Source organism: Paenibacillus nicotianae, assembly GCF_042681745.1.
In the GTDB taxonomy this organism is placed as follows: Bacteria; Bacillota; Bacilli; order Paenibacillales; family Paenibacillaceae; genus Saccharibacillus; species Saccharibacillus nicotianae.
Genome location: NZ_JBHUGF010000011.1, coordinates 100,678 through 122,553, shown reverse-complemented (window position 1 = coordinate 122,553; position 21,876 = coordinate 100,678). Strand labels below are relative to the sequence as shown.

At 35.6% G+C, this 21,876-nt stretch carries 28 protein-coding genes; 2 read left to right on the top strand and 26 right to left on the bottom strand.

What is annotated here, in order from left to right; translation table 11 throughout:
- Window positions 1-235: 235 nt before the first annotated feature.
- The 19 genes from ACFSGI_RS19285 to ACFSGI_RS19195 form a co-directional block, all read right to left on the bottom strand.
- Window positions 236-1,129: an alpha/beta hydrolase gene (locus tag ACFSGI_RS19285; RefSeq protein ID WP_204825839.1), complete on the bottom strand. Its 894-nt coding sequence runs from the start codon at window positions 1,127-1,129 to the stop codon at window positions 236-238.
- Window positions 1,130-1,298: 169 nt separating this feature from the next.
- On the bottom strand, window positions 1,299-1,589 hold the full coding sequence (locus ACFSGI_RS19280; protein ID WP_204825838.1) for a putative quinol monooxygenase: 291 nt from the start codon (window positions 1,587-1,589) through the stop codon (window positions 1,299-1,301).
- A gap of 99 nt (window positions 1,590-1,688) precedes the next feature.
- Window positions 1,689-2,018, bottom strand: coding sequence for a DHCW motif cupin fold protein (locus ACFSGI_RS19275; protein ID WP_204825837.1), 330 nt, complete (start codon window positions 2,016-2,018; stop codon window positions 1,689-1,691).
- A 130-nt stretch (window positions 2,019-2,148) separates the two neighbouring features.
- Window positions 2,149-2,652 carry a DUF2247 family protein gene (locus ACFSGI_RS19270; RefSeq protein ID WP_204825836.1) on the bottom strand — a complete coding sequence of 168 codons (504 nt, stop codon included), beginning with the start codon at window positions 2,650-2,652 and terminating at the stop codon, window positions 2,149-2,151.
- A gap of 19 nt (window positions 2,653-2,671) precedes the next feature.
- Entirely contained in the window at window positions 2,672-3,109 is a 438-nt protein-coding gene (locus ACFSGI_RS19265; protein ID WP_204825835.1) for an Imm8 family immunity protein, read from the bottom strand.
- Window positions 3,110-3,154: 45 nt separating this feature from the next.
- Entirely contained in the window at window positions 3,155-3,460 is a 306-nt protein-coding gene (locus tag ACFSGI_RS19260; RefSeq protein ID WP_204825834.1) for a hypothetical protein, read from the bottom strand.
- Window positions 3,461-3,729: 269 nt separating this feature from the next.
- Entirely contained in the window at window positions 3,730-4,293 is a 564-nt protein-coding gene (locus ACFSGI_RS19255; protein WP_379284108.1) for a hypothetical protein, read from the bottom strand.
- A gap of 382 nt (window positions 4,294-4,675) precedes the next feature.
- Window positions 4,676-5,194 carry a hypothetical protein gene (locus ACFSGI_RS19250; protein WP_204825832.1) on the bottom strand — a complete coding sequence of 173 codons (519 nt, stop codon included), beginning with the start codon at window positions 5,192-5,194 and terminating at the stop codon, window positions 4,676-4,678.
- A 1-nt stretch (window position 5,195) separates the two neighbouring features.
- Entirely contained in the window at window positions 5,196-5,279 is an 84-nt protein-coding gene (locus tag ACFSGI_RS19245) for a toxin C-terminal domain-containing protein (RefSeq protein ID WP_204826298.1), read from the bottom strand.
- Window positions 5,280-5,295: 16 nt separating this feature from the next.
- Window positions 5,296-5,553, bottom strand: a complete 258-nt coding sequence (locus ACFSGI_RS19240; RefSeq protein ID WP_204825831.1) for a hypothetical protein — start codon at window positions 5,551-5,553, stop codon at window positions 5,296-5,298.
- Window positions 5,554-5,640: 87 nt separating this feature from the next.
- Window positions 5,641-5,979, bottom strand: a complete 339-nt coding sequence (locus tag ACFSGI_RS19235) for a hypothetical protein (protein ID WP_204825830.1) — start codon at window positions 5,977-5,979, stop codon at window positions 5,641-5,643.
- Between the two features lie 180 nt (window positions 5,980-6,159).
- On the bottom strand, window positions 6,160-6,597 hold the full coding sequence (locus ACFSGI_RS19230) for an Imm8 family immunity protein (RefSeq protein ID WP_204825829.1): 438 nt from the start codon (window positions 6,595-6,597) through the stop codon (window positions 6,160-6,162).
- A 553-nt stretch (window positions 6,598-7,150) separates the two neighbouring features.
- Entirely contained in the window at window positions 7,151-7,435 is a 285-nt protein-coding gene (locus ACFSGI_RS19225; protein ID WP_204825828.1) for a colicin immunity domain-containing protein, read from the bottom strand.
- Window positions 7,436-7,520: 85 nt separating this feature from the next.
- A complete protein-coding gene (locus tag ACFSGI_RS19220) occupies window positions 7,521-7,853 on the bottom strand; it encodes an Imm8 family immunity protein (protein ID WP_204825827.1) in 333 nt (110 codons plus the stop codon).
- Window positions 7,854-7,935: 82 nt separating this feature from the next.
- Entirely contained in the window at window positions 7,936-8,178 is a 243-nt protein-coding gene (locus ACFSGI_RS19215) for a DUF7336 domain-containing protein (protein WP_204825826.1), read from the bottom strand.
- Between the two features lie 373 nt (window positions 8,179-8,551).
- Complete coding sequence (locus tag ACFSGI_RS19210) at window positions 8,552-8,680, bottom strand: hypothetical protein (protein WP_379284103.1); 129 nt, start codon at window positions 8,678-8,680, stop codon at window positions 8,552-8,554.
- Window positions 8,681-8,885: 205 nt separating this feature from the next.
- Window positions 8,886-9,356, bottom strand: a complete 471-nt coding sequence (locus ACFSGI_RS19205) for a hypothetical protein (RefSeq protein WP_379284101.1) — start codon at window positions 9,354-9,356, stop codon at window positions 8,886-8,888.
- Between the two features lie 11 nt (window positions 9,357-9,367).
- The gene (locus tag ACFSGI_RS19200) at window positions 9,368-9,658 is read right to left on the bottom strand and encodes a hypothetical protein (protein WP_204825824.1); all 291 of its coding nucleotides are present in this window, start codon (window positions 9,656-9,658) and stop codon (window positions 9,368-9,370) included.
- Between the two features lie 136 nt (window positions 9,659-9,794).
- The gene (locus ACFSGI_RS19195) at window positions 9,795-13,502 is read right to left on the bottom strand and encodes an S-layer homology domain-containing protein (RefSeq protein WP_204825823.1); all 3,708 of its coding nucleotides are present in this window, start codon (window positions 13,500-13,502) and stop codon (window positions 9,795-9,797) included.
- A gap of 338 nt (window positions 13,503-13,840) precedes the next feature.
- Here ACFSGI_RS19195 and ACFSGI_RS19190 point away from each other — a divergent pair, with 338 nt between their 5' ends.
- Window positions 13,841-14,128, top strand: coding sequence for a hypothetical protein (locus ACFSGI_RS19190; RefSeq protein WP_204825822.1), 288 nt, complete (start codon window positions 13,841-13,843; stop codon window positions 14,126-14,128).
- Window positions 14,129-14,134: 6 nt separating this feature from the next.
- Here ACFSGI_RS19190 and ACFSGI_RS19185 read toward each other — a convergent pair whose 3' ends face one another.
- Window positions 14,135-14,536, bottom strand: a complete 402-nt coding sequence (locus tag ACFSGI_RS19185; protein ID WP_204825821.1) for a hypothetical protein — start codon at window positions 14,534-14,536, stop codon at window positions 14,135-14,137.
- A 40-nt stretch (window positions 14,537-14,576) separates the two neighbouring features.
- On the bottom strand, window positions 14,577-15,035 hold the full coding sequence (locus ACFSGI_RS19180) for a VOC family protein (protein WP_204825820.1): 459 nt from the start codon (window positions 15,033-15,035) through the stop codon (window positions 14,577-14,579).
- Window positions 15,036-15,287: 252 nt separating this feature from the next.
- On the opposite strand from ACFSGI_RS19180, the gene ACFSGI_RS19175 reads away from it, so the two are divergent.
- The gene (locus ACFSGI_RS19175; RefSeq protein WP_204825819.1) at window positions 15,288-15,785 is read left to right on the top strand and encodes a hypothetical protein; all 498 of its coding nucleotides are present in this window, start codon (window positions 15,288-15,290) and stop codon (window positions 15,783-15,785) included.
- 130 nt (window positions 15,786-15,915) lie between these two features.
- Here the strand turns inward: ACFSGI_RS19175 and ACFSGI_RS19170 are convergent, their stop codons facing one another.
- The 5 genes from ACFSGI_RS19170 to ACFSGI_RS19150 all read right to left on the bottom strand — a co-directional run bounded on the left by ACFSGI_RS19170 (window position 15,916) and on the right by ACFSGI_RS19150 (window position 21,722).
- Window positions 15,916-17,568: a rhamnogalacturonan lyase B N-terminal domain-containing protein gene (locus ACFSGI_RS19170; RefSeq protein WP_204825818.1), complete on the bottom strand. Its 1,653-nt coding sequence runs from the start codon at window positions 17,566-17,568 to the stop codon at window positions 15,916-15,918.
- A gap of 452 nt (window positions 17,569-18,020) precedes the next feature.
- A complete protein-coding gene (locus ACFSGI_RS19165) occupies window positions 18,021-18,917 on the bottom strand; it encodes an ABC transporter substrate-binding protein (RefSeq protein ID WP_204825817.1) in 897 nt (298 codons plus the stop codon).
- A gap of 230 nt (window positions 18,918-19,147) precedes the next feature.
- Window positions 19,148-19,576 carry a hypothetical protein gene (locus tag ACFSGI_RS19160; RefSeq protein ID WP_204825816.1) on the bottom strand — a complete coding sequence of 143 codons (429 nt, stop codon included), beginning with the start codon at window positions 19,574-19,576 and terminating at the stop codon, window positions 19,148-19,150.
- Window positions 19,577-19,963: 387 nt separating this feature from the next.
- Window positions 19,964-20,527, bottom strand: coding sequence for a HupE/UreJ family protein (locus tag ACFSGI_RS19155; protein WP_204825815.1), 564 nt, complete (start codon window positions 20,525-20,527; stop codon window positions 19,964-19,966).
- Entirely contained in the window at window positions 20,520-21,722 is a 1,203-nt protein-coding gene (locus tag ACFSGI_RS19150) for a hypothetical protein (RefSeq protein ID WP_204825814.1), read from the bottom strand. The genes ACFSGI_RS19155 and ACFSGI_RS19150 overlap by 8 nt, the downstream gene beginning before the upstream one ends.
- Between the last annotated feature and the right edge of the window lie 154 nt (window positions 21,723-21,876).

Sequence of the window (21,876 nt, the reverse complement as noted above, 5' to 3'; positions counted from 1 at the left end):
AAACTATGTTTCATTTAAATATTATAAATCAATCTGCTTTAGATAGCTAGTTCAGGTGTGTCACTGTTCTATACTGGATTTGTAATATGGCTATAATTTACTTGTAATATGTATATTCTTGCTCTCTATAGATTTATGTCTGTAGTGCTTACCTTATGTATCATAACGTTGCCAAAAAAAGACGATCCTTAGATATATCAGGATCGTCTTTTTTATCTCATACTCTATACATGTATTAATGTGCAGTAAAAGCTTCTTTTAATTTATCGCTCATTAGATGCCACGCATCTTCCGCTACTGCTAATTCCCCATTATGGGTAAATCCATGTGCTGCTCCTGCATATTGCTTCTCGGTAACCTTCACACCTGCCGCTTCCAATTGTTTGGCATAACCTACTGTTTCTGCTGCCAATGAATCACGTTCTGCTGTAATAACCAGTGCAGACGGAAGTCCTGTTACAGATGGAGCAAATACCGGCGAAGCTAACGGATTACGTGCATCTTCTGGATGTTCCAAATAACAAGCGTTAAAGATGCGAGAAATATCATTAGGAATCGCTTCAGGAAATTGTGGTTTTTGCTCAGGATCAGTAGCTAGATCAAGTGGTGCATAATCTAACACCTGATACACAATACTCAATTCGTCTCCACGCTCTTTGTTCAATAAACAGATCGCCGCCGCTAGATTACCACCTGCGCTATGCCCACCGACTGCTATACGCGCTGCATCAATATGAAGTTCTTCTGCATTTTCCGCAATCCATTTCACCACTTCATACGATTGGTAGACAGGAGCCGGAAATTTATGTTCAGGGGCTAATACATAATCGACGTTAATAACAATACATTCTGCCCGATCCGCAATCACACTGCACCACGGATCATCCATTTTGGGATCACCCATTACAAATCCACCACCATGAAAATTAACGAAAACAGGTAATGGATCAGCCAGCTCGCGATCAGGGATATGCATAACCACAGACGCATCGCCATACGTTGTAGGGATACTACGCTGTTCTTGCTTCACCTGCGGTGTATAGCTTGGTTGTAATGTAGAGCCACTGACATTATTCATCGATGCTTCTCTTACTTTTTTCACCATTGCAAGTTGTTGGTCTTTATCCATTGTGTTTCACTCCTATTCGTCTGGTGCATGAGCTAATTATAAAAAATTTAAAGGGGAATAATCAAATTTGGTGCTTAGACAGCGTATGTTTAGCATCTTATTTGGCTGAAATCGACAAACGAAAAAGTGATCTCTACGAGCAGAAATCACTTTACAGTTGAATTTGCTTTTATTGTTCTACTTTGTGCAAACGGAACGCTTCACGAGAATCAACGAGAGACGCAATATTTTCGCGATACGATTTGAAATGAGGCGTATTCATATGAAATTCAAGCGCCTCTTCATCTTCCCAAATTTCATAAAATACAAACACACCCGGTTCAACCGATTCGTGCAATGTATATTGAATACAACCACTTTCATTACGAGAAGGCTCCAACATTTTGACCAACTCTGCTTTCAACTGCCCTTCATGCCCTGGCTTTGCTTTCAAAATCGCATTATTTACAAGATTCGTCATGGATCTGCTCTCCTTGTGGTTCATTTATTTTTGAGGTGCTATGTATTATCATACCCGTTTTGGAGGAAGATCAAAAATAATGTGAGATGATTGAGATGTTTAATCGACTATAAATAGTTTGGCTCCGGTTACAGTAGAAGAACGATGCGGTTCTGCTTCATCTGCTACTTGGTAGCTCATACCTGCTGTTAATTTAAATGTTCGTCCATCTTCTAATAAAGTATCTAACTCTCCTTCAAGCACCAACAGTACATGTCCTCGATGACACCAGTGATCGGCAACATACCCTGCGGTATACTCCACCATCCGTACACGAATATTCCCAATCTCTAACGTCCGCCAGTAAGCCATTCCTTCAATCCCTGTATGTTCTGTTGAAGCCACCTGACTCCAGTCGATCGTGTTGAATGGAACATCTGTAATGATCATTATGTATCGCCCCCTTAGGTATTGTGCTCTATCATAATACAGATATATCATAATAGTGAATACATTATCAGAATTAAAAATGATTTTATTTCAAACCTCAACTTTTGCTCATTTCTATATAAATAAAAAATTATTTCAAAAGGTTTATTTCTGCTGCTTTCAAATAGATTGCCCAATTGTTGAAGATTCTCTTTATACTTTCTTCTACTGAGTTCAATCTATGTTCGGATGAGGGCATATAACGAACAAAATTAGAAATCTCCTCAGGATAATCGAAGTCAGCATAAATAATCTCCACCATCTGAAACGGATCTGAACATTGTTCTTTATGTTCAAAAATCCAATTTAATAGCAGATATAAGAATTTCTCTTGTGAAGTATTATCTTCTTGTTCTACAATTTTATTCGTTAACTCATTTAAATAAAAATCGATCTCTTCTTCATTATTAACCCAAGCCAAGGCAAGAACGGTCTGCGTTGGTTTTTCTTCTTTTTCAATAACATCATAGGCATATTTTACAGCAGCATTCTTAGCCATCAGATCATGTTGTAGAGCAAATAAAATGTCACTCCAAGTTAGACTAACATGACTTACAACATAATCGTAAGGAAGCGATATATGTAATGTGTTCATCTTTATCGTCCTAGTCCTATTATTCATTATTTTTCTCTGATTCTTTGTTGATCATTTCAAATAATTCCTCAACAGTCGTCAATCGTACAGAATCCGTATATTCCCAAGAGAAATAAGGATTAAGCGATATAGCAACTTCTTCCCACGTTTCGCCTTGATGCTTTGATAAGATTTGATTAATCGTTTCTGTAATCAATTCAAAGTCTAATTTATTTACAATAAAATATTTGGCACCTAAAATAATTTGTTTTCCATCTTCCAATTGTTTGGCTAATGCTTTGGGTGTGATGATAACAAAATCGAAATTATCTTCACCTATCGAATCTTCTTCTCCTATACCTGCCGTCCCGAATAAACAAAAATCGTCTCCAATATCTTCGGTTTCTGTAAATTGTAGCTTTCCATAAATATTAGGATTACCTGTGATAGTAAGGTCTTTCAATACGGGTTGGATCAAATGCTATTTCACTCCTTTAATGTGATGATACTATTGTAATGTTTATTAATCTCCTGCAATATGTATAGCTTTGATACTTCCATCACTTAGAGCTTGAATCAAGATCTCTAAAGACGGATGATTTACGGAATCAATAAATATACGTATTTGTTTCAAATCTTCTACAAAGCATGAGAGTTCATATTCGTTAAATCGGACGTTAGTCTTGTAATAATCTTTAACTTTCCTTAAATACATACAACTACTCCAATTGGATATGTCCGCAAATATAGCATCATGCAAACTATTGGGTATTTCTATTAGCCCGATTCCAACTTTTTCTTCATCAAATAATACAATGTCTAGTCCCATAGCCCCTCCTGAGAATAGCTTTAAAATCAAAATCATTATTTTCAACCGGCTTATAGAAATGCAGTTACAAGATCTTCGCCCTTATCTGCAATCACTCTAACTTTATACAAATTATTCTCGTTGCATCAACATCTATGATTTTATTAAATTTTTTTGCATAGACAAATCTGTATCTATACTGTAGTTTTCTAATGAATATTTTAAGAAAGGTGAATTTCGATTTTTACTCAAAGCTTTGATTTCATATTTATTTCTTTATCTTTAATACACTAATCTTCTTCCTTAATTGGTGAAATAAAATCTTCAACATATAATCCTGATTTTTCAATATTATTAATAGTATCTTCACACATCATCTCACTACCAATAAACATATAAAAATCATATCCAAAGTGAATATACATTTTTGAGTCGCACTTTAATTTGCACCACATTTTTTCTCGAAGAATAAGTCTACTTATATCACTTATTTGATCTTTTTCTAACCATAATCCATTAGTGGCTTGATCGTATAGACTTCTCATTTTTTCACTATACAAAGAGGGAAAATTAGTAATATCCAGAGTGTTTTCCCTCTTTTCAAGACCAGAAATAGAAAGCTTTTGTATATTCAAACAGCTCATCATATCCAATATTGCTTCTACATATCTATTTTCTGTAGAAATATAGTCGTGAATTGTTAAGATCACATCCTGATTCGTGATGCTACCTATTTCTGATACCGATGTCCATTCATCTCTGAGATAAATCCCTTTTTCATCACGATATTTTGGATTATACTTGGTAATCCTCCATGTAAAATGTATTGTCATAATAACACCTGCTTTGTTCACCTATTTTATTTAATATAACATCCTGAGTCTCTCATTTGACGATTAGCTTGAGTATGAAGTGATAAGCTTTTACCTTTACTACTATCTGATCCTATTTCATAATCTTTGAATATAATGAAAATTGGATTAGACAAGGTCTTATCTAATAATTTTAAAGATTAGACGTAGCAAAACACTATTTAAAAAAGAGTATAAATTCAAGCACTTTAATCCGATTTTGAGCATACAGGAGTTTTTAGAATAGATCATAGGTAGATTATAAACGTTAAGTTGATTTAGACCTAGCCATCCGATTTAATTGCTACTGGGTAGTTGTAAAAAGGAAGACTTGAAAGGCTTTAAGCCAATAAAGGTCAATATGCATTAAAAACAATTCAGTCACCTAAAATTTCTCTACAAACAGTCCTAATTTCTCAATATCAGGAATTATTTTTTCTAATGATTGGTTTGAATGAATACCCATTAAATAGTCATATTTTATGAATACCTTGACTTTCTCTTGATAAAATACTTCTGACCAAATATTCTCCCTAAGTAAAAGCCTAGAATAAGAATCTAATACATCTTTTTCGAGATTATCCAATTCCTTTGAATCATGATAAGTATCTAGTATTTTTTCAGTATATAATCCCGGATACTTCTTTATTAAATCTTGTAACACATCAATAGAAGAGTTTTTACTAAAGTTTTTTATTGATAAAAATGGAATATTCATATATCCGATTATTAAATGGAGCGCATTCACATATCCATCTTCTATGGCTTTATAACTCTCAATGATGAGTTGTGTACCATCAAACGTTTTGCCAATATCACTTATTGAAATCCAATCTTCCTTTAGATACCTTCCATTAGTAGCCCTGAACAAAGGATTATATTTAGATATTCGATATTTATACATATTAATCTCCTATTCGGTTTAAATCAGCATCATAAGTACCCATCCTTATATTTCTACTTCTAAGTTTTTCTAACCATTTTGCCATCTTCCAAACTCCACTATTATGGGACCAATATTATCGCCACTTTCAACATCTTGAGTGATATAGGTTTTGGTTTTTTATTATAAAAGACCTTTTCATCGTGATGTACAATTTTGATGTTGTAAATCTTTAGATGATTTCCGTTACTTTGTACTAATTGATTGCCTACTGACAACTTATAGGTAGTATCTTTCTCGTTATGATGAAGGGCGGTAACTTCCTTATATGCCTTTTCTCCCGTTTCCTTATCCTTGGCGAAAACCTTATTCATAGCCATAGTTTCTTCCCTGCTTATGTCAACTGCTCACCAGCAAATATCTTTCTTGTGCTGTAAATTAAGTTCCAATATCAGACAGACTATGCTTTAATATGTGCCAAAGTATTCATCTGAGAACTCACCATCAATATTATAATCAACATGATAGTAGAAAAGTTGAATCCCCGTCTTTGGATGAACCAAGTCAAAACAAATTCTAAAATAAGGAAACTCTCTATCAAAGCTATTTACAAATATACTTACATATCTATATTGTATTCTTAAATCTGAATAACTTAAGCCTTTTGGCAAACTTCTCTCCTCATCTTTTAGAAAATTGGTCGAGCATTTATGTACAAGTCCTTCCAGTGTTTCTTGGGTAAAATCCTTCAACTTTTCGAAGTCATAAATGAGATTAAAAGTATGTTCTATTGACTTCAAATCCATTCTTCTCACCACTCTCCATTTGCTATTTCCCACTGTTCATGTAATCAAATATCATAGCACCCTTCTCATCTACTCTCCCATAGACCCTTATATGGTGTGGTGCTTCTACAACTGTCACTTTGTAACTGTAGGTATTCCCCTTCTATATTCAATGCAATTATCTCTAAATTTTAATTCATATTATTCATTATCTTTCTCTGATTCTTTTTTGATCATTTCAAATAATTCCTCAACAGTCGTCAATCGTACAGAATCCGTATATTCCCAAGAGAAATAAGGATTGAGCGATATAGCAACTTCTTCCCACGTTTCACCTTGATGCTTTGATAAGATCTGATTAATCGTTTCTGTAATCAATTCAAAGTCTAACTTATTTACAATAAAATTTTTGGCACCTAAAATAATTTCGTTTCTATCTTCCAATTGTTTGGCTAATGCTTTGGGTGTGATGATAGTGAAATCGAAATTGTACTCACCATCAAATTCTTCTACTCCTATACATGCTGTTCCAGATAATAAAAAATCATCCCCAATATCTTCGGTTTCTGTGAATTGCAGCTTTCCATGAATATTAGGATTCCCTGTGATAATAAGGTCTTTCAATACGGGTTGGATCAAATGCTATTTCACTCCTTTAAATATAATGTCTTCTCGTTGATATGACTGTTGTAGTAATAGAAAATTAATCCTTAATATGTGCTTATAATAAAAATATTTATATGAGGTTAACCTCTTTCCCGATATACAGCCTGTGCTATAATGTTCACCCAGCAGTATGATTTCGATACTCCTAGGTTGGTCGTGAATTTTCGCTTTAAGAATTTCATTACTATTTATCAAAAACGAAAGTGGCTCAATTACAAATGACTCTACATCAGTGAAAGATAATATGCCTTTCTGCATTTCGGATTCGGATTCATTATAATCAACTTGCCTCCATTGACATAATTCCAATATAAATAAGAACCTTTTTCTCATTGGACAAATATTCAATATTTTCTACTACACTATCGTGTAGGTCATAAATCGCTAATAACTCGTTTGTTCTAATTGCAATCTCCTCCTATTATTAACATAAGGTATGAAATGCTTTCGGACCCTTAAAAGTCAGGTCATATGTATCCGTTTCTTGAGTTCATTGGAGCGATTCGCTGCATCTTGGTAAATAACTTTATTTCTTTATATTATTAAGTTTACTCTTAATTTCTAATACTTTCCTTTTTACTTCTTGTTCAGTATAGTACACATTTTGAAAAACAAAATCTTTGTCATATGGAGAAAACCTTGTAGTAACAGAACTCAACTCTAAGAACAATTTATTTTCTACTTCATTTAAATCTTTATAATCCGTTTCTATATTGAATATAATTGTAAATTGATCACAAAAATTTTTTGTATCATAATGACCTTTACTATATTCATTAATCAAGTAATAGAGTTGTTCTTTTGAATTCATAAGTGCTTCATCCTTTGTTTGTTTATTAGGAATTTCTGATAATGATCCAATCGCTTTAGTAGCATATTCAAAATGATATAAAACTTTAGGTATCCATTTCCCATCTAAAATATTTGGAGAGCTCCTTCATTGCTAAATCATAATCAGCATTCTGACATTTTGAGATAATATGATTCACTGTAGATTCTATATGTTTTATATTAAAATCATTCATGATTAAATATCCTCTACCAATTTCGATATTACTATCCTGTATAATTCTTCCTAATCTTTTGGGGCTCACTACCTCAAATGTAAACATATCTCCTGAACCTAAAATATCTTTGCATCCAATATCAACTTGAAAACACACGTAAAAATCATCTACATCTTCTCCCCAATCTTCAAAATCTCGGGTTAATACTTTGATTATCAACATTCATCCTACTCCTTCTGATCCAATCGCTACTAGATGGGAATAAAAAAGATCTTGAGTGAGTAATTCCCTCAGAGTCTTAGAATTATTCATTAATTCGTTTATTATCTAGAACAAACGAACTTATGAATCCCTCTTCCCAATTGTCCTCGTCTAATTCATATCCATCAATGAAAAAATCATTAGGATAATCTTTAAATCCTGGCAGTTTCTTATATTTTATTACAACGGATTCAGCTATTTCCCTAGAAGAGTAAATGCCGATTATTTTGGAATTTTCTACTCCATTAACTTCATAGCTATGCTGCAACAAAAATACTGTGACCATATTTACTCACCTCCAAAGTAGGATTATTCGAACCCTCTATCTTGAGGGGTAAGTTCTTTTCGTTCGTACCGCCCGATTCATTCGACATTAGCTAGGAATAAAGAAAAGACTTTGAAAGATTGTTGCCCTCAAAGTCGAAATTTAATACATTTCTCTAGGAATCGTTGGTTAAAATCTTTTACTATTCTATAGTAAAATAGTCATCATCAATTTTTCCATCTAAAGTAAACAACAATCGGTATAGCCCCATTCTTTTTCCATTGTAAATGATTGGAACATAGGATATTACATGATTATGATTATATTCGGGGTAATTACCTAGCATCAATGCTATTTGTGTTATTTTCACATCAAGATGATCTCTACTAAAATTTTAAAAAAAATGGTTGAACTCATCAGGATCTTCTTTTTGATAATCGTTCAAGTTTAACCAAAATCCCTGTAACGTTCGTTTTTCAACCTCTTGTTCAGTGATCCATTGTTTAAGATCATCGATAGACATTCAATCACCTCAGTCCAATTTAACTGTACTATTTCTATATATTTCAGTGATATTTGATTATTCTTTTTAACTCGTGTAAATAAATCTTCCTCAAGTATAAAATATATATAATTGTTTTGCTGAGCCTCACACCAGTTCACTTTATAGAGTATTTCTCAATCGTTCATAAATAAAGGATTGACCCTGCTCTTCAAAATCTTTAGTTTTAGATTTCAACTACCATCAGTCCGTCTGAGTATGATTCTAATGAAGAAATGTTAAGCCACGATGATTCAATCTCTCTAATAGAATAGAAGCGTAAAGTCACTCCTTCACCGTCGTAAGAAAGAATAAGAACAAATCTTTTTTGAGTATTGAACTGACTATAAAGTACAGATGCCCAAACTTCGAGGATCTTTATTGCCATTTTAAATACTAGATTGGGTTGCATAACATCCTCAAGAAGATCATTTAGATGAACATGATTGTAAAACGCTTCAAATGCTGTTCTATCTGTAATAAATGGATCGGGTGAAAAATGAGTGGGTAGATCAGCATTTCCTTTTTGTTTTAAAAGAATACACTCATCCCATTCAATAAAAACCGGAAAAATAATATCCTCAAGACTACTAAATTCTATATTACAAATACCTGCTTTTACTTCGGTGTTTTCAAGTTCATCAAGATGTATTTGCATCTTAGAGTTGATTAACAACAGTTCACCTCATTTTGGAATATAAGCAATTGCTTCACCTTAGGTAATATATGCTCTAGCCTGGAACTATCAAACCACTCTATTTCTTTCAATAGTTCAACAGCTAACTCAAATTGCTCATAAGCACATACGACGTCTTCTCGCTGATACATATTATTTTTATGTATTAGATCATCTATGATTTCAAAACAAACTACCGTTACATCGTCAATCTTCATATCTTCAAATAACTCTTTGCAATCTTTCAATTCTTGTATTTCATTTGTAGAGAATAGTATGTCCATCAGCAAATCACCTCGTTTAAATTCTCTAAGTTTCTCCTATTTTGGATTAAAAAGCAGACATCTGATCGATGCCTGCTCTGTATTAAATCGTATATTACTTTGTGTTGAGACAAACAGTATTACATTCTTACCTTAATTAATCTACTTTGGTTACATTAACATATCCAAAATTAGATAATGGTGTACCTGTTTGATCTGTTAACTGATGTTTAAATTCTTCAACAGAACGTGTATATTTGATTTCAATATTTTGACCTTTATCTATAGCTTCTTTCACTTTAGCTGCATACGGGTCATTAAGATCAATAAATAAGAGGTTTCTTTCTCCCTGATAGTGACCTTCTGGAGTCCATTTAAAATTATACTCTGAAGCAATCGTTCCACGAAGCAAATATTCCTGACCATCTACTTTGACCATCATACCTGCTACGTTGCTCGAGCCGCCCTTACTATTGTAATCAGGCGCAAATATTAAAGCTATTTGTCCAGATTGTTGCGAATACTGTGCTTCAGGTACTCCTGCATCTATCATTTGAGAAAAGTAGTTTCTTTTGAGTTCGGAAGCAAAAGTATCGCCTGCCCAATTCTTCACACCATTTGTATCTAGTTTGAGTACTGCTTCACCCTCTGGTAAAGACTGTTCAAATGTCAACAAATAGCTAAGATTGTTCATCGTAGCTGTACTAGCAAATGCATCAACCGATATAGTAGGTTTTGCTGAGATAGGATGATAGGTTTTCCCTGCGATCTCTACAGTAAATTTAGAAAGAATATCCCCGCTGAACGAAGCATTATCTTCTGGAGTCCATCCTGGATTGATAGTTACGTCTATTGTTTTACGATCTACACTAATATAAATCGAATTAAGTTCTTCCGTTCTTGGTAAATTGAGATGGCGTTCATATGTCGGCATCTTAACAGGCACAGAACTAAGATCTTGTAATTGATTCCCACTATAACTTACGTACACTTCAGTTGCTAGATTTTCTGCTTTCAACTCTACATAGGAAGCCGGCCAAGCTTTCTCGGTTTGATAATTGTGTATACTTACTGACTTCACTTTTCCAACTCCACCATAACGATAAGCCAATGTGAAATCTTCTGGGGAAGGTACAGAATTAGGATCAAGCTTTTGATAGTAATAAATACGAATCGTATCTCTAGCATCATTAACATATGTCGTTCTTAGACCAAGATTGTATGGAGAATCTACTTGTGTAGTCGCTTCGTCTAATGAAAGAGTTGTTACTTGATTAGATGTGTACGATGATTGAGCATCTTTAATTACAAATTCAATATTGATCCGATCACTATCTATAACGGAAAGACCAACACCTGTATCGAAGTCTTGTACCTGACCTACTTGATTTTTATTAATATCGAAATAAGGCCACGCTAAGATGCCTGTCGGTTCTATACCTGCTTCACTAGCTCCTTGTAGAACAGATGTTACACTTGCAGATTGAGCACCTTTTAGACCATGAATCACCATATACACTTCACCTGGTTGGTTCAATGCGTACTTCACATGGATCGTTCCATTTTTGATATAAGCTTGTGGATAGCCTTTAACAAAGTAACTGTCCACATAGTCACTATGATGTACAATCCCTGTTTTTGGAGAACGTACAATTACATTATACGTATGAGTATCTTCTAGCGTACCGCTAAGTGTAGCTGTTAACTTCACAAGTTGATCATTTTCGGCGTCTCTTGTCACTTTGCCATCAAGACCGACAACTTGCGCTTGATCTGTTGTCCAGTCGATTTTTACACCGGTATAATCTGGCAATGAAGACGGTAATATTAGATCACTTACAATATTACTTGCGCCACTATTACTACCTAGATATTTTTTTTCTAACGCAGTGAATAGAGCATCGCTATTTTGTGGATTGGGTACACTGTCTACCGGATGATACGTAATTTTCATCGACAGATTAGGCGCTCCATTTTGAGATGCGATAACATTATAAATATTCACTTGATTAGGATTAGACATGTTCAGACGAACAAGAAATTTTCCGTTTTTATAACTTTCTACAGATGATGAAGAACGATCAGATGTATACGTGTCGTGGCTCACTGTCATTTGAACAGTAGAACTATCAAGTGGTTGACCCGCATTATCAGTTAATCCTACAACAGCATATACCGCATAAGTCACCGATGAACTCTGCTTTTGCAAAGGTGCTTGTGCTGTTAAATCAGCAGTATATCCATTTTCTTGTTGAGACGATTTTTCATAACGGGTTACTTTAATATTTTTGTTATTTTTTTCTGTAGACGAATCTACAAGTATATTAGAATCAACCAAATCTCTTTCATACGTAGATAAAGTTAATCCTGATGCGATCATTGAGGAGCTAACCTTTACAGTAGCTTTAGCTATGAATCCACCATCTTTAGTCGTTGCCGTAACTTTACCGATTCCTGGAGCTTTAGCAGTTACCTGTCCATTTGCGCTTACAGAAAGAATTGTAGTACTTTCAGGAGAAGCAGCCCAGACTACTTGAGGATTAGTCGCCATATTAGGAGTGATTGTAGCTACTAATTGTTGGCTTTGTCCTACTTGCAAAGATACTGTATTAGGTACAATAGCGACTCCTTGAACAGCCACAGTAGATGTAGATGTTCCACCACCACCTCCACCGCCGCCAAATGAAGTTGCTGCATTTGTTCCATTTGTAGCAGGAGTCGTCGATTCAGTAGTTGGTACTGTTGTTCTATTCACCACTACATCGGAACTGCCTTTTTGTGTAGTATCGATTTTTACATTCCCCGCAAGCTGAGTGGCTACATTGGCTACCAATAACTTAATATTTCCGTTAGCTGTAATCGATGTCTGTGAGGATTGATTGGTTACTTTATTAAAATTACCATCCAAGTTCACAGCCTGCGCTTGAGGAATACGAGATGAAATTTCTACACTGTCAAAAGCGCGTTCCGCTCCTTCGGTAGTCACCAGAGAGGCTCCACTATTCAGTATAGTCACTGGAATAGTCGTATTTCCTTTAGCTTGGATACGAACTTTACCATTATATTTATTGATATTTAACGATTGCTGTACCGTTGAGTTATTGAAAATAATCGAGTGTTCTCCTCCACCCTGTACATAGACAGAGCCACTAACAGTAACATTATTCAATGTCACTTCACCTTCACCCACACCTTGTGTAAGATAAAGATTACCTGTAATTTTGGAATTATTTAGTACAACGTCTGGTGTATTGATAACCATATTACCCTCTACATCTTCTTGATATTGCCCCGGCTGTGTTACTAATGTTTGGATCAAATGATCAAAAATAGTGACCGCTTCAGCACGAGTTAAGTTCGCTTTGGGACCGAATGTACCGTTTGGCAAGCCACTCATAACAGCTTTTGATGCTAAAGCTTGAACAGATTTATGCGCCCAATCAGCAATTTGTTGATTATCTTTAAAGGTAGGTACAGTTGCTTCGCTGTCTATCTGAAAAGCGCCTGCAATCAAAGTAGCTGCTTCTTGTCTTGTGATCTTATTTTGTGGTAAAGCTTTGCCATCTATTCCATTTAAGACAGAAGCCGTACTTAATTTACGCATAGAATCGGCATACCACTGCCCTTCACTTATATCAGAAAACTCTTTATTTCCTTCCTCTATGTATTTCATAATATTATTGATCATTACAGCAAATTCAGCCCTTGTTACCGGTGCGTTAGGTCTAAAATCACCATTAGAGCCTTTTACAATACCATACTTATTCCACTTCTCAATTGCATGTTGTCCCCAATGTCCTTGAACATCGCCAAATGAAGAGTTTGCTTTTTGCGCCTGCGCTGCGCCAACTGTTGCATCTTTCAATGGAACTACTCCAGATAGAAGTAAAGTAGATATAACACTAAGTGAAACTATTCTTTTTAGAAAAACCTTCTTCATTAACTTATCCCCTATCTCTTTTAAAATTCATTTTTATTGATTATGTTCTTTACTTCTATTTCTTCATTTCACCACCTTTTGGTTAGTATAGAACAATAATAAATAGTTACTTTCCCATAATATCACAATCTACTTATTTACTTCCTATAAATGATAAGGAATCCTTTAATAATTTAAATTAGGATAAAGTCATCCAAAAGTAAGCGTTATCTTTTATAATACATACTATAAGATAGAACTTTAATACAAAGGAGAGTTCAACCATGCAGTTCACAGCGAATGCCACGTTAATTATCGAAATAGAGGACATTGATGCGATGTGTTGTTATCGGGATCGAGATGGGTATACGTTCGAAGATTCATTACGATTTGAAATTCAATTACAAGAATTAATTTTGTCTCCAGATTGCATAGTAGATATCGAATTTCCGGCTGATATCTTTTTTGATCCCTACTATGAATCTGAAAAAATTGTACAAGCCGTTTATCATGTTATTACAGAAATACATACTTCCTCTTCTTCCAGCAAATCCTTATCTATCCCTACATGAAGGACTTTATACATAATATAACTTAGCTTGCTCTATCCACTCTTCCTTACTAAAATCTTCAAAATCCCCTGCGGATTCACACTTTTCTAAATAAGCTAGTTCGGCGGTAGCTTCTTCTTCATCTATATCTAGTAGATATAACTTGGTCTGTTCTAAGCCAGCTCCGCATAATAATTGCACATCGATCATAACAAATGAGTCCATACTGAGACGTTTGGCTTGCCAGATCAATCGTGTATCTTCTAGCTGTCCTAGCGAAAATAACTGTACGCATAACAGTCTCATATACTCATGATCTTCACGCTGACTATTCGCACATTCTTCTTGTAGTAATGTGCGAATAGTATGTATATGCTCTATCTGTGGTATCAATCCGTACGTATCAATAACCTGCTCCAATTGATCCATAGTTGACCTCCTTTTTTAATAAGTAAAGAAATACGAATGCTTACTCTCTTCCATGAAGAGTCTCCCATTCTTTCCAGGACATAATATCCAGATCGGCTCTAGGTTCATCTTCCAACATTGCCAGCAATTCTATCGAATGACCATCTGGATCTGCAAAATAAATCGAGACCGCAGGCATAAATGGAAATACGGATAACTGCTCAGCACTTTCTCCAAAAAAGTTAGTCGTTGCGATGCCTAACCCTTCTAGATACCCACGAGCCTGAGGCATATCTTCTAACGCAATGCGAAAAGCAAAATGCTGACGTTGAATAAGCGATGACGGATAATTTTCCCGAATCCCTAGCATCGATTCCCCCGGCTTGCCAACCCAATAGAACTTGGATTTCCGAAAAGGATCATGATGAAGCGGAATAATATGTAACAATTTCTCGTAAAATGCTGCTGATTTTTTGTAGTCACTGACATTAATATGCGTTTCGAAAATTCCTTGAATCATTTCAAAATCTCCCTTCTATAAACCAAAACGATGTATTTTTCTTTGATCCAGTATAGAACAGTATAAAATAAATTATTCATATTCATCTCTTCTTGTAATATTTATTAAGTTTATTTGAAGACAACGTTTTTTTCCAGTGACTAAGCAGAGAATATAATAAGCGTATTAATAGGTTTTATATTTTTAAGGTATCTATAGTTGTGATAAGATAAATCAGCATTTATTACTTTTATAGAAAAGAAGGTATGTTGTATGAAAGTGAGTAGTCTCATTATTGTATTCTTAATGATCTTTTTTTACATATCTGCTTGTAGTGCAAACGATAATACAGAACAAGAATCAACTTCAACTAAACATAATTTACAACAGGAAATAGCTATTCCTGAAAAGGCAACCACTCTAGAAACCAAAGATACTCAAGTACCTAATCCATTTTCGTTTGAAACTGTGCTTGCAGGCAAGAATCCTACATCAAATTTTTCAATCGATGCTGAACACAACTTTTTTCAATTGAAAATAATAAACAAAAGTAAATTATTCATTACCTTTAGTCTTGTAAATAATGAAACAGGAAAAGAAATTTTTACAGATCAAGTAAAACCCAATAAAATTTTGACTTGGAATAGTAATATTGATTATCCTACAGGCTTAGATTCAGGAAAGTATACTATTCAATATAGATCGAATGGCAACAACATGAATGGAATCGCTTATGGACAACTCAGCCAAACACCTGAGGGATTACGTTGAATGAGATACTACTTTAAAATAAATATAGCTACGAAATTCTATCTAATATCATAAGCATCAAAAAGCGGCTTCAAGTTCTACTACGAACTTAAAGCCGCTTTTGATCATTTATAGTTCTATTTCTAACCTCTCAATTGAGCAACTCTACTGCATCATACACCCATCCTGCACTCAGCCAATTTCCGAGATCACTGGAACCGCTGATCGGAGTGATCGAGATTGTATTCGTGCCTGTCACTAGAGCAGAGGAAGGGATTGTCCATGAAAATGTAGTGTTGTTGCCACGGTATGTTCCAATCGTAAAGCTACGCGAGTTCGGTTGAGTGGAAGCAGCTGGATTAGTTAAAGCCGTATTGTTTACGGTCACGCTAGGGCGACCGTTATTATACGCGGCAGTAATTCCAATATTCAGTACATGTGCTGAAGCCGCTTGAGCTGCTGTTAGATTAAATGTGATTTTGGTCGGTGAATTTTGCCCTCTGAATTGAATAGCAGGGAACTTGTTGGTTGTACCACCGACCGCATACGTCACAGGGCCCCAACTTGCATTACGACTATCTGATGGGTGACGGACAGCAATCGTTTGTCCATTCAAAAAGTCTAGCGGTGTGCCATCCCATGCGCCGATACGCCATAAAGCTGATTTGCTTGCAGGATCACCTGAAATGGTTCTTGTATTAATCGTCGTTGTACCACCTGCGTTGACATTGACGCTTTCTTTATAGACACTTAACTCACCCTTATAGACGGTCATTGTATACGTTCCGGGGATCATATCACGGCGCACAGCGGCTCCGCTAGATGAAGCGGTTGTCCAGTATTGAGCCGTACTATTAGCGAACCCTACAGTATACGTGGAACCGCTCACCATACCCGATAATCCATTTAAAACAACCGCTCCACGACTGGATACCCAACCGGTTAATCCTAGTCCAGACATCCAGCTAAAGTCCGGTACACTTGGCGTTGAGCCTGTAGTAAAGATCAGCGCATAAGGGCCATGTAGACCAAGCCGCCAATCTTCTGTCTGCTCATGACCGGAGTTCATATAATTGTAGACTTCAGTATCTCCACCGCTCTGAAATTGAATATCCCGGAAAAAAGGTCCTCCTGAACTTTTCTCCCGATTACCATACGCCATAAATACACCTACACCATTACCAGTGACTCCACGTACACTCAAGTCTTTGGCTTGATCGTTACCATAATACTTGGATGCCGTCTGACCGTTAGATAATCCAAATACATCCTGACTTTCTATCGCCCCTGTATTGTTGCGGATATTGGAATTGGCAGGAACACCCGTCAGTACACTTCCGTTACCTCTGAAAATATAACGCAGTTCGCCAACCGAAGGCTCTGCTGTTATGTACGTTGCCATATAGATAATATTTTCACCACTGCGAGATACATAATAATGAGTTAATGTGCTCGTCTTGGTGATGATCGTTACTGTAGAACCTGAAGGAGATGTATTCCATGTGACCTCTGCTCCTGATCCCAGACCCGAACTGATATGAGAACCTTTGCCTGCTGAACTACTGAGTTCGGTGCCATTCATTTTGCTAGATATAATATCTCCATTGTCTTTGTTTACGGTATAGACTAGCCCTGCACCTGTATTTACAACAATCGACGATCCATTGTCTGTTACCCCGATCGCCGCGGCATGTCCGGTAGAAGCAGGAAATACACTCGATACTCCCACCAATACCATAACAATAACTAACATCAACCAGTGACGCCATCCCCAATGTCTTGCTTGCGATTCAACTTTGTACATAATCATTATCCCTCCATCATTTGAATAGAAGTTATTTTGATAACGCTTACAAAATACTGAACGACAGGACATTACTTTTCAGAGATAACGTTTAGTGATTATCATTTACTGGTATAATAAGGAATAAAAAGTAATTTTCTATATCCTACATGAAGTTAACATTCTTTTGAATAGGTTTTCGGAATTGTTATACAATAACTCTGTTTTTTCATCTGCTTGATGTGATAAAGATAGTTGTTGTATAGATCTGTAGATACACGAGGTAGGGTAGCAATTTCGAGTCGTTATTTGAAATAGCGATTTGTACTGATCATGTTAAATACAAAAAAGCCTTCATACTTACAACGAAGGCTTTTATGCGTATAGATAATGTATTAATTGTATAGCTGCTCTTACATGACTGATGATTGATGTCTGCTTATTGTAAATCTGTTATCTGGTTAAAAGATAAATTATTTCTCACTTAGTATCTGCTCTAATTGTTCTAACGCCTGTAAATTACCTGAAGCTGAATAGTCTAACCACGGTTGCTCTGTGATCTTATATACTTTTTGATTTTTTACAGCTTTGAGCCCTAACCAGATCGGGTCGGATTGTAGCTTTTCAAATACTTGATCACTGCCTTCATCTACAGAAGATACTAATACAAAAATAGCGTCTGCATCCAGATCAGGTAGAATTTCTTTAGAGATATTTTCCCAGTTCTTATCGATTTTTGTGACGTCTGGAGAAGGATTTAATTTCAAGTCATCGAACAAAATAGGGCCAAGTGGGCGTTCCATACCATAGATACGAAATCCTTTAGCTGATACGCGCATCGCTAATACTTTGCCATCGCCGATTTCTTTTTGAAATAATGCAGATACTTCTTTGGCTTTGGCATCATACGCTGTAATAAATGATTCTGCATTTTCTGTGCGATCTACGATTTGGGCGATAGCACGTAAATGATCTTGCCATTTTCCTTCATCTAAATTAATCACATGCGTGGTAGCAATCTGCTCAAATTTATCCAATCCTAGCTTATCTGCAAATTCAGCATCTATAAAAATCTCGTCCGGTTGTAATCCAATTAATGCTTCCATATCCGGTTCTTTGGTAAATCCTAAATACTGTATGCCTTTATATTGCTCTCCTGTAATCGGCAAATAATCGCTTGTAGTCGTTGCCGCAGGCTTGATACCCAATGCCATCAGATCACCTGTCAGAAAAATAGAAATCGAAGCAATCTTTTTGTTCTCTGTAGCTTCCGTTGTACTGGTTGCTTCAGTCACTGCTGGCGTTGATCCACAAGCACTCAGTATCCAGATCATACAAATTCCGAGTGTTAACCCTATCCACTTTTTCATACGTAACCCCTTTATAAGTTGATTTCTCTCTGTGAAAGGATTGACATATGTATCTCTATGTATGTTCAATCGGTTCAACAACAGCTATATTCACAATATTTAATTGATAACCGTTATCAATTAGGTTGAATTTTATAGGAGCTTCTATACGTTGTCAATGGAAATGATTGTTACCATGTAACCCTATACATATCAGAATTTTTTAAAAATTATTAATTTTGATCTTATTCTTACTGTATATCGATAGGATTAATCAATTCTTGTTTATATTTATCTTTAAACTGATCAGGAATCTGGTTGAAAATATGTAAAGGTATCCCTTTTTTAGACTTCAAGCTTTTAGTCTGTTCATTTGTATAACTATCAAGAAAACTCCAATATATAATAAGAACATTTTCTTCATGAATAAAATCCATCCAACCCTCTGCAATTATGCAATCATTCTCATCAAACACAGCAATACTCGAAAAATTTTCTAATGGTTCATCCATATAAACAGTTACGTTTCCTTCTATACAACTATCTGACCAATCAAATTGATAAACATCTTTTTCGATACGATAAAATTTCAAATCCTTTTCCAATTGACGTTCGATTTCTGCTCTCAACTGGTTACTCAACGGATAACTTAACCCTAGATCTATATAATTTGGTTTCAAAATATACCTCCATTGATGTGCCTATTATAGTTACGGTCATTTCTTACTTAGCAAATACATTCCCAAAATGACTACAATTAGAATAGCTAGTATTCGTATCTCATGAGGAAAAAATTTGGTCATCCATAAAGCTGTAAATATTGTAGATATCGCTAGATAGCCTACCTATTCTCTAACATCAATATTCTTTTTATTAAGAAATATATTTAGATATCCTATTGGCGGAGCTACAATCGATAATACAACAATAACCATTGGTCGCAAATACCATTTTGTTTTCATTTAACCTCCGTATATTTAGTTTTGTTATATTTATTTAATATTAATAGATACTATACCAACCCCTTTAAATACAGTGTCTGTTCTTTAAAATATTTTCGATTTTTTTCAAAAGAAAATCAGTTTCAGTCCTACGATTAAAATCACCACACCTATCATTCTTAATCGTATAGCCCCTCTGGGTTCTTCCAAAATAAGCAAACCTCCGACAGCTCCGATCACATGCAAGCCGATTGTTGTGATTAAGAATCCGGTAATATATACGGCTGGACTAAGCAATTGAGGAAGTTCAAGTCCATGTGCGTATCCATGTGCAAATCCGAAAAGAGCGACTCCACAACTTGCAATCCATATCGATTGTTGGCGATTCCACACAATCGCTAAGCCTAGCAAACATACCGAGCAAGCAATATATATCTCCAGATGTACCCATAACCATCCTTCTAATCCAATTACTCTACCTAACATCATCATCAACACGAAGCAAGAAGGTACGATATAGATCGCTTTCCCCCCAATCTGTGCGCTCCATACACCGACAGCCAGCATAGCGACCAGATGATCTACTCCTGTTAATGGATGCAAAAAACCACTGCCACCAAATCCATGTGCCTCTACAATACCTGCTGGCAACAACCATCCTACTATAAGGACGATGATGATTCTAATCATGGGACATCACCTCTTTTTGCTTGCGATAATCTTTTACAATTACAATCAGACTTAGAATCGCAGGAATCATAGGAAATAGCGCGGTATACATACCTGAAAAATATTCGTACCCTACACCTTCTTGCACCATCCGTACGATAGGAAATACAAGCAAATGAGTAGGTTCTCCCAAAATCATACCGACGATCATAAACCACAAAATAAAATTGCCAAACGCTTGTCTTTTCCACAGACTGTATGCCCCTAATACCCAGAAGAATGGCCCAATCAAAGTAATAAGATAATCAAAATCTCGATCCGTCCATGTCTGTCCGGTGATCGAAGCTATGCCTTTATTAAAATGAGTCAATACTTCTTCGCCCACATGAATATAAAAAAGCGCTTGTACCAATAAATACAGCGGCACTACGGTATACGGATCAGCTGGTACATACGACGTTGTTTTGCGCCAGCAGACCAATCCACCCATCATAGAACCGATAATCACACCAACAGGTAATAAGCTACCGGTTTGAGCATAAAAAGTCATTCCATAGATCGCAATACAAGTTACGATTAAGATCGTCCATAGATTTTTTTTACGTCGACTTAACGGCTGTATTGGTTCGTGCAGTATTTCTTGATCTTGTGGTCGAATCAGCTTGAGAATCCCTGTACCACCTAGATAAAATAACAACATCGCTACCCAGACTCCGCCGAAATAATAATGCGTATATAACGAATAATTCCCTAATTCCACGAGCAGTTGAATAATAGATTCGATAGCGACATAAGCATATCCCCACCAGGCAAAAAATGCTCCTACTCTATACCCTTTGCTCAAAAAGTAACCACCTAATAACAAAATAACGATTGGTAAGCTAACCATCCAGACAAACCAATTCGTATGATTCATTACAAAATCATGAGCAAATCTGGTTGCATAATGGATAGCTATAAAGCTTGTATAGTTAGATGTATAACGAAAAGTATTCAGTGCAATCAACAATACAATACAGATGATATAGACAGGCAATAGTGAATCGATACGAGGTGCAGAACGATACGAATAAGTTAACCATCCGATTAGAGCTATTATAGTCACCAATGTATATTCTGCACCTATTCCCCATCCTACATGAATCAATAATAGGACTGACAAAGTAATCGATGTCGAAATAATGATCAACAGATTTTTGATATTGGAAGTGTCCATCTTGTATGACCTACCTTTCCTCAATATCTGATATAAACAACATGTTGTTGGTTAAATTGTAACAATCTCACAGTCATATTCAACAAACAATAAAGCCAGAATCGTTGCTTAACCTACACTATTTCGTAGAGTGATGGCTATCTCTTGGATTACG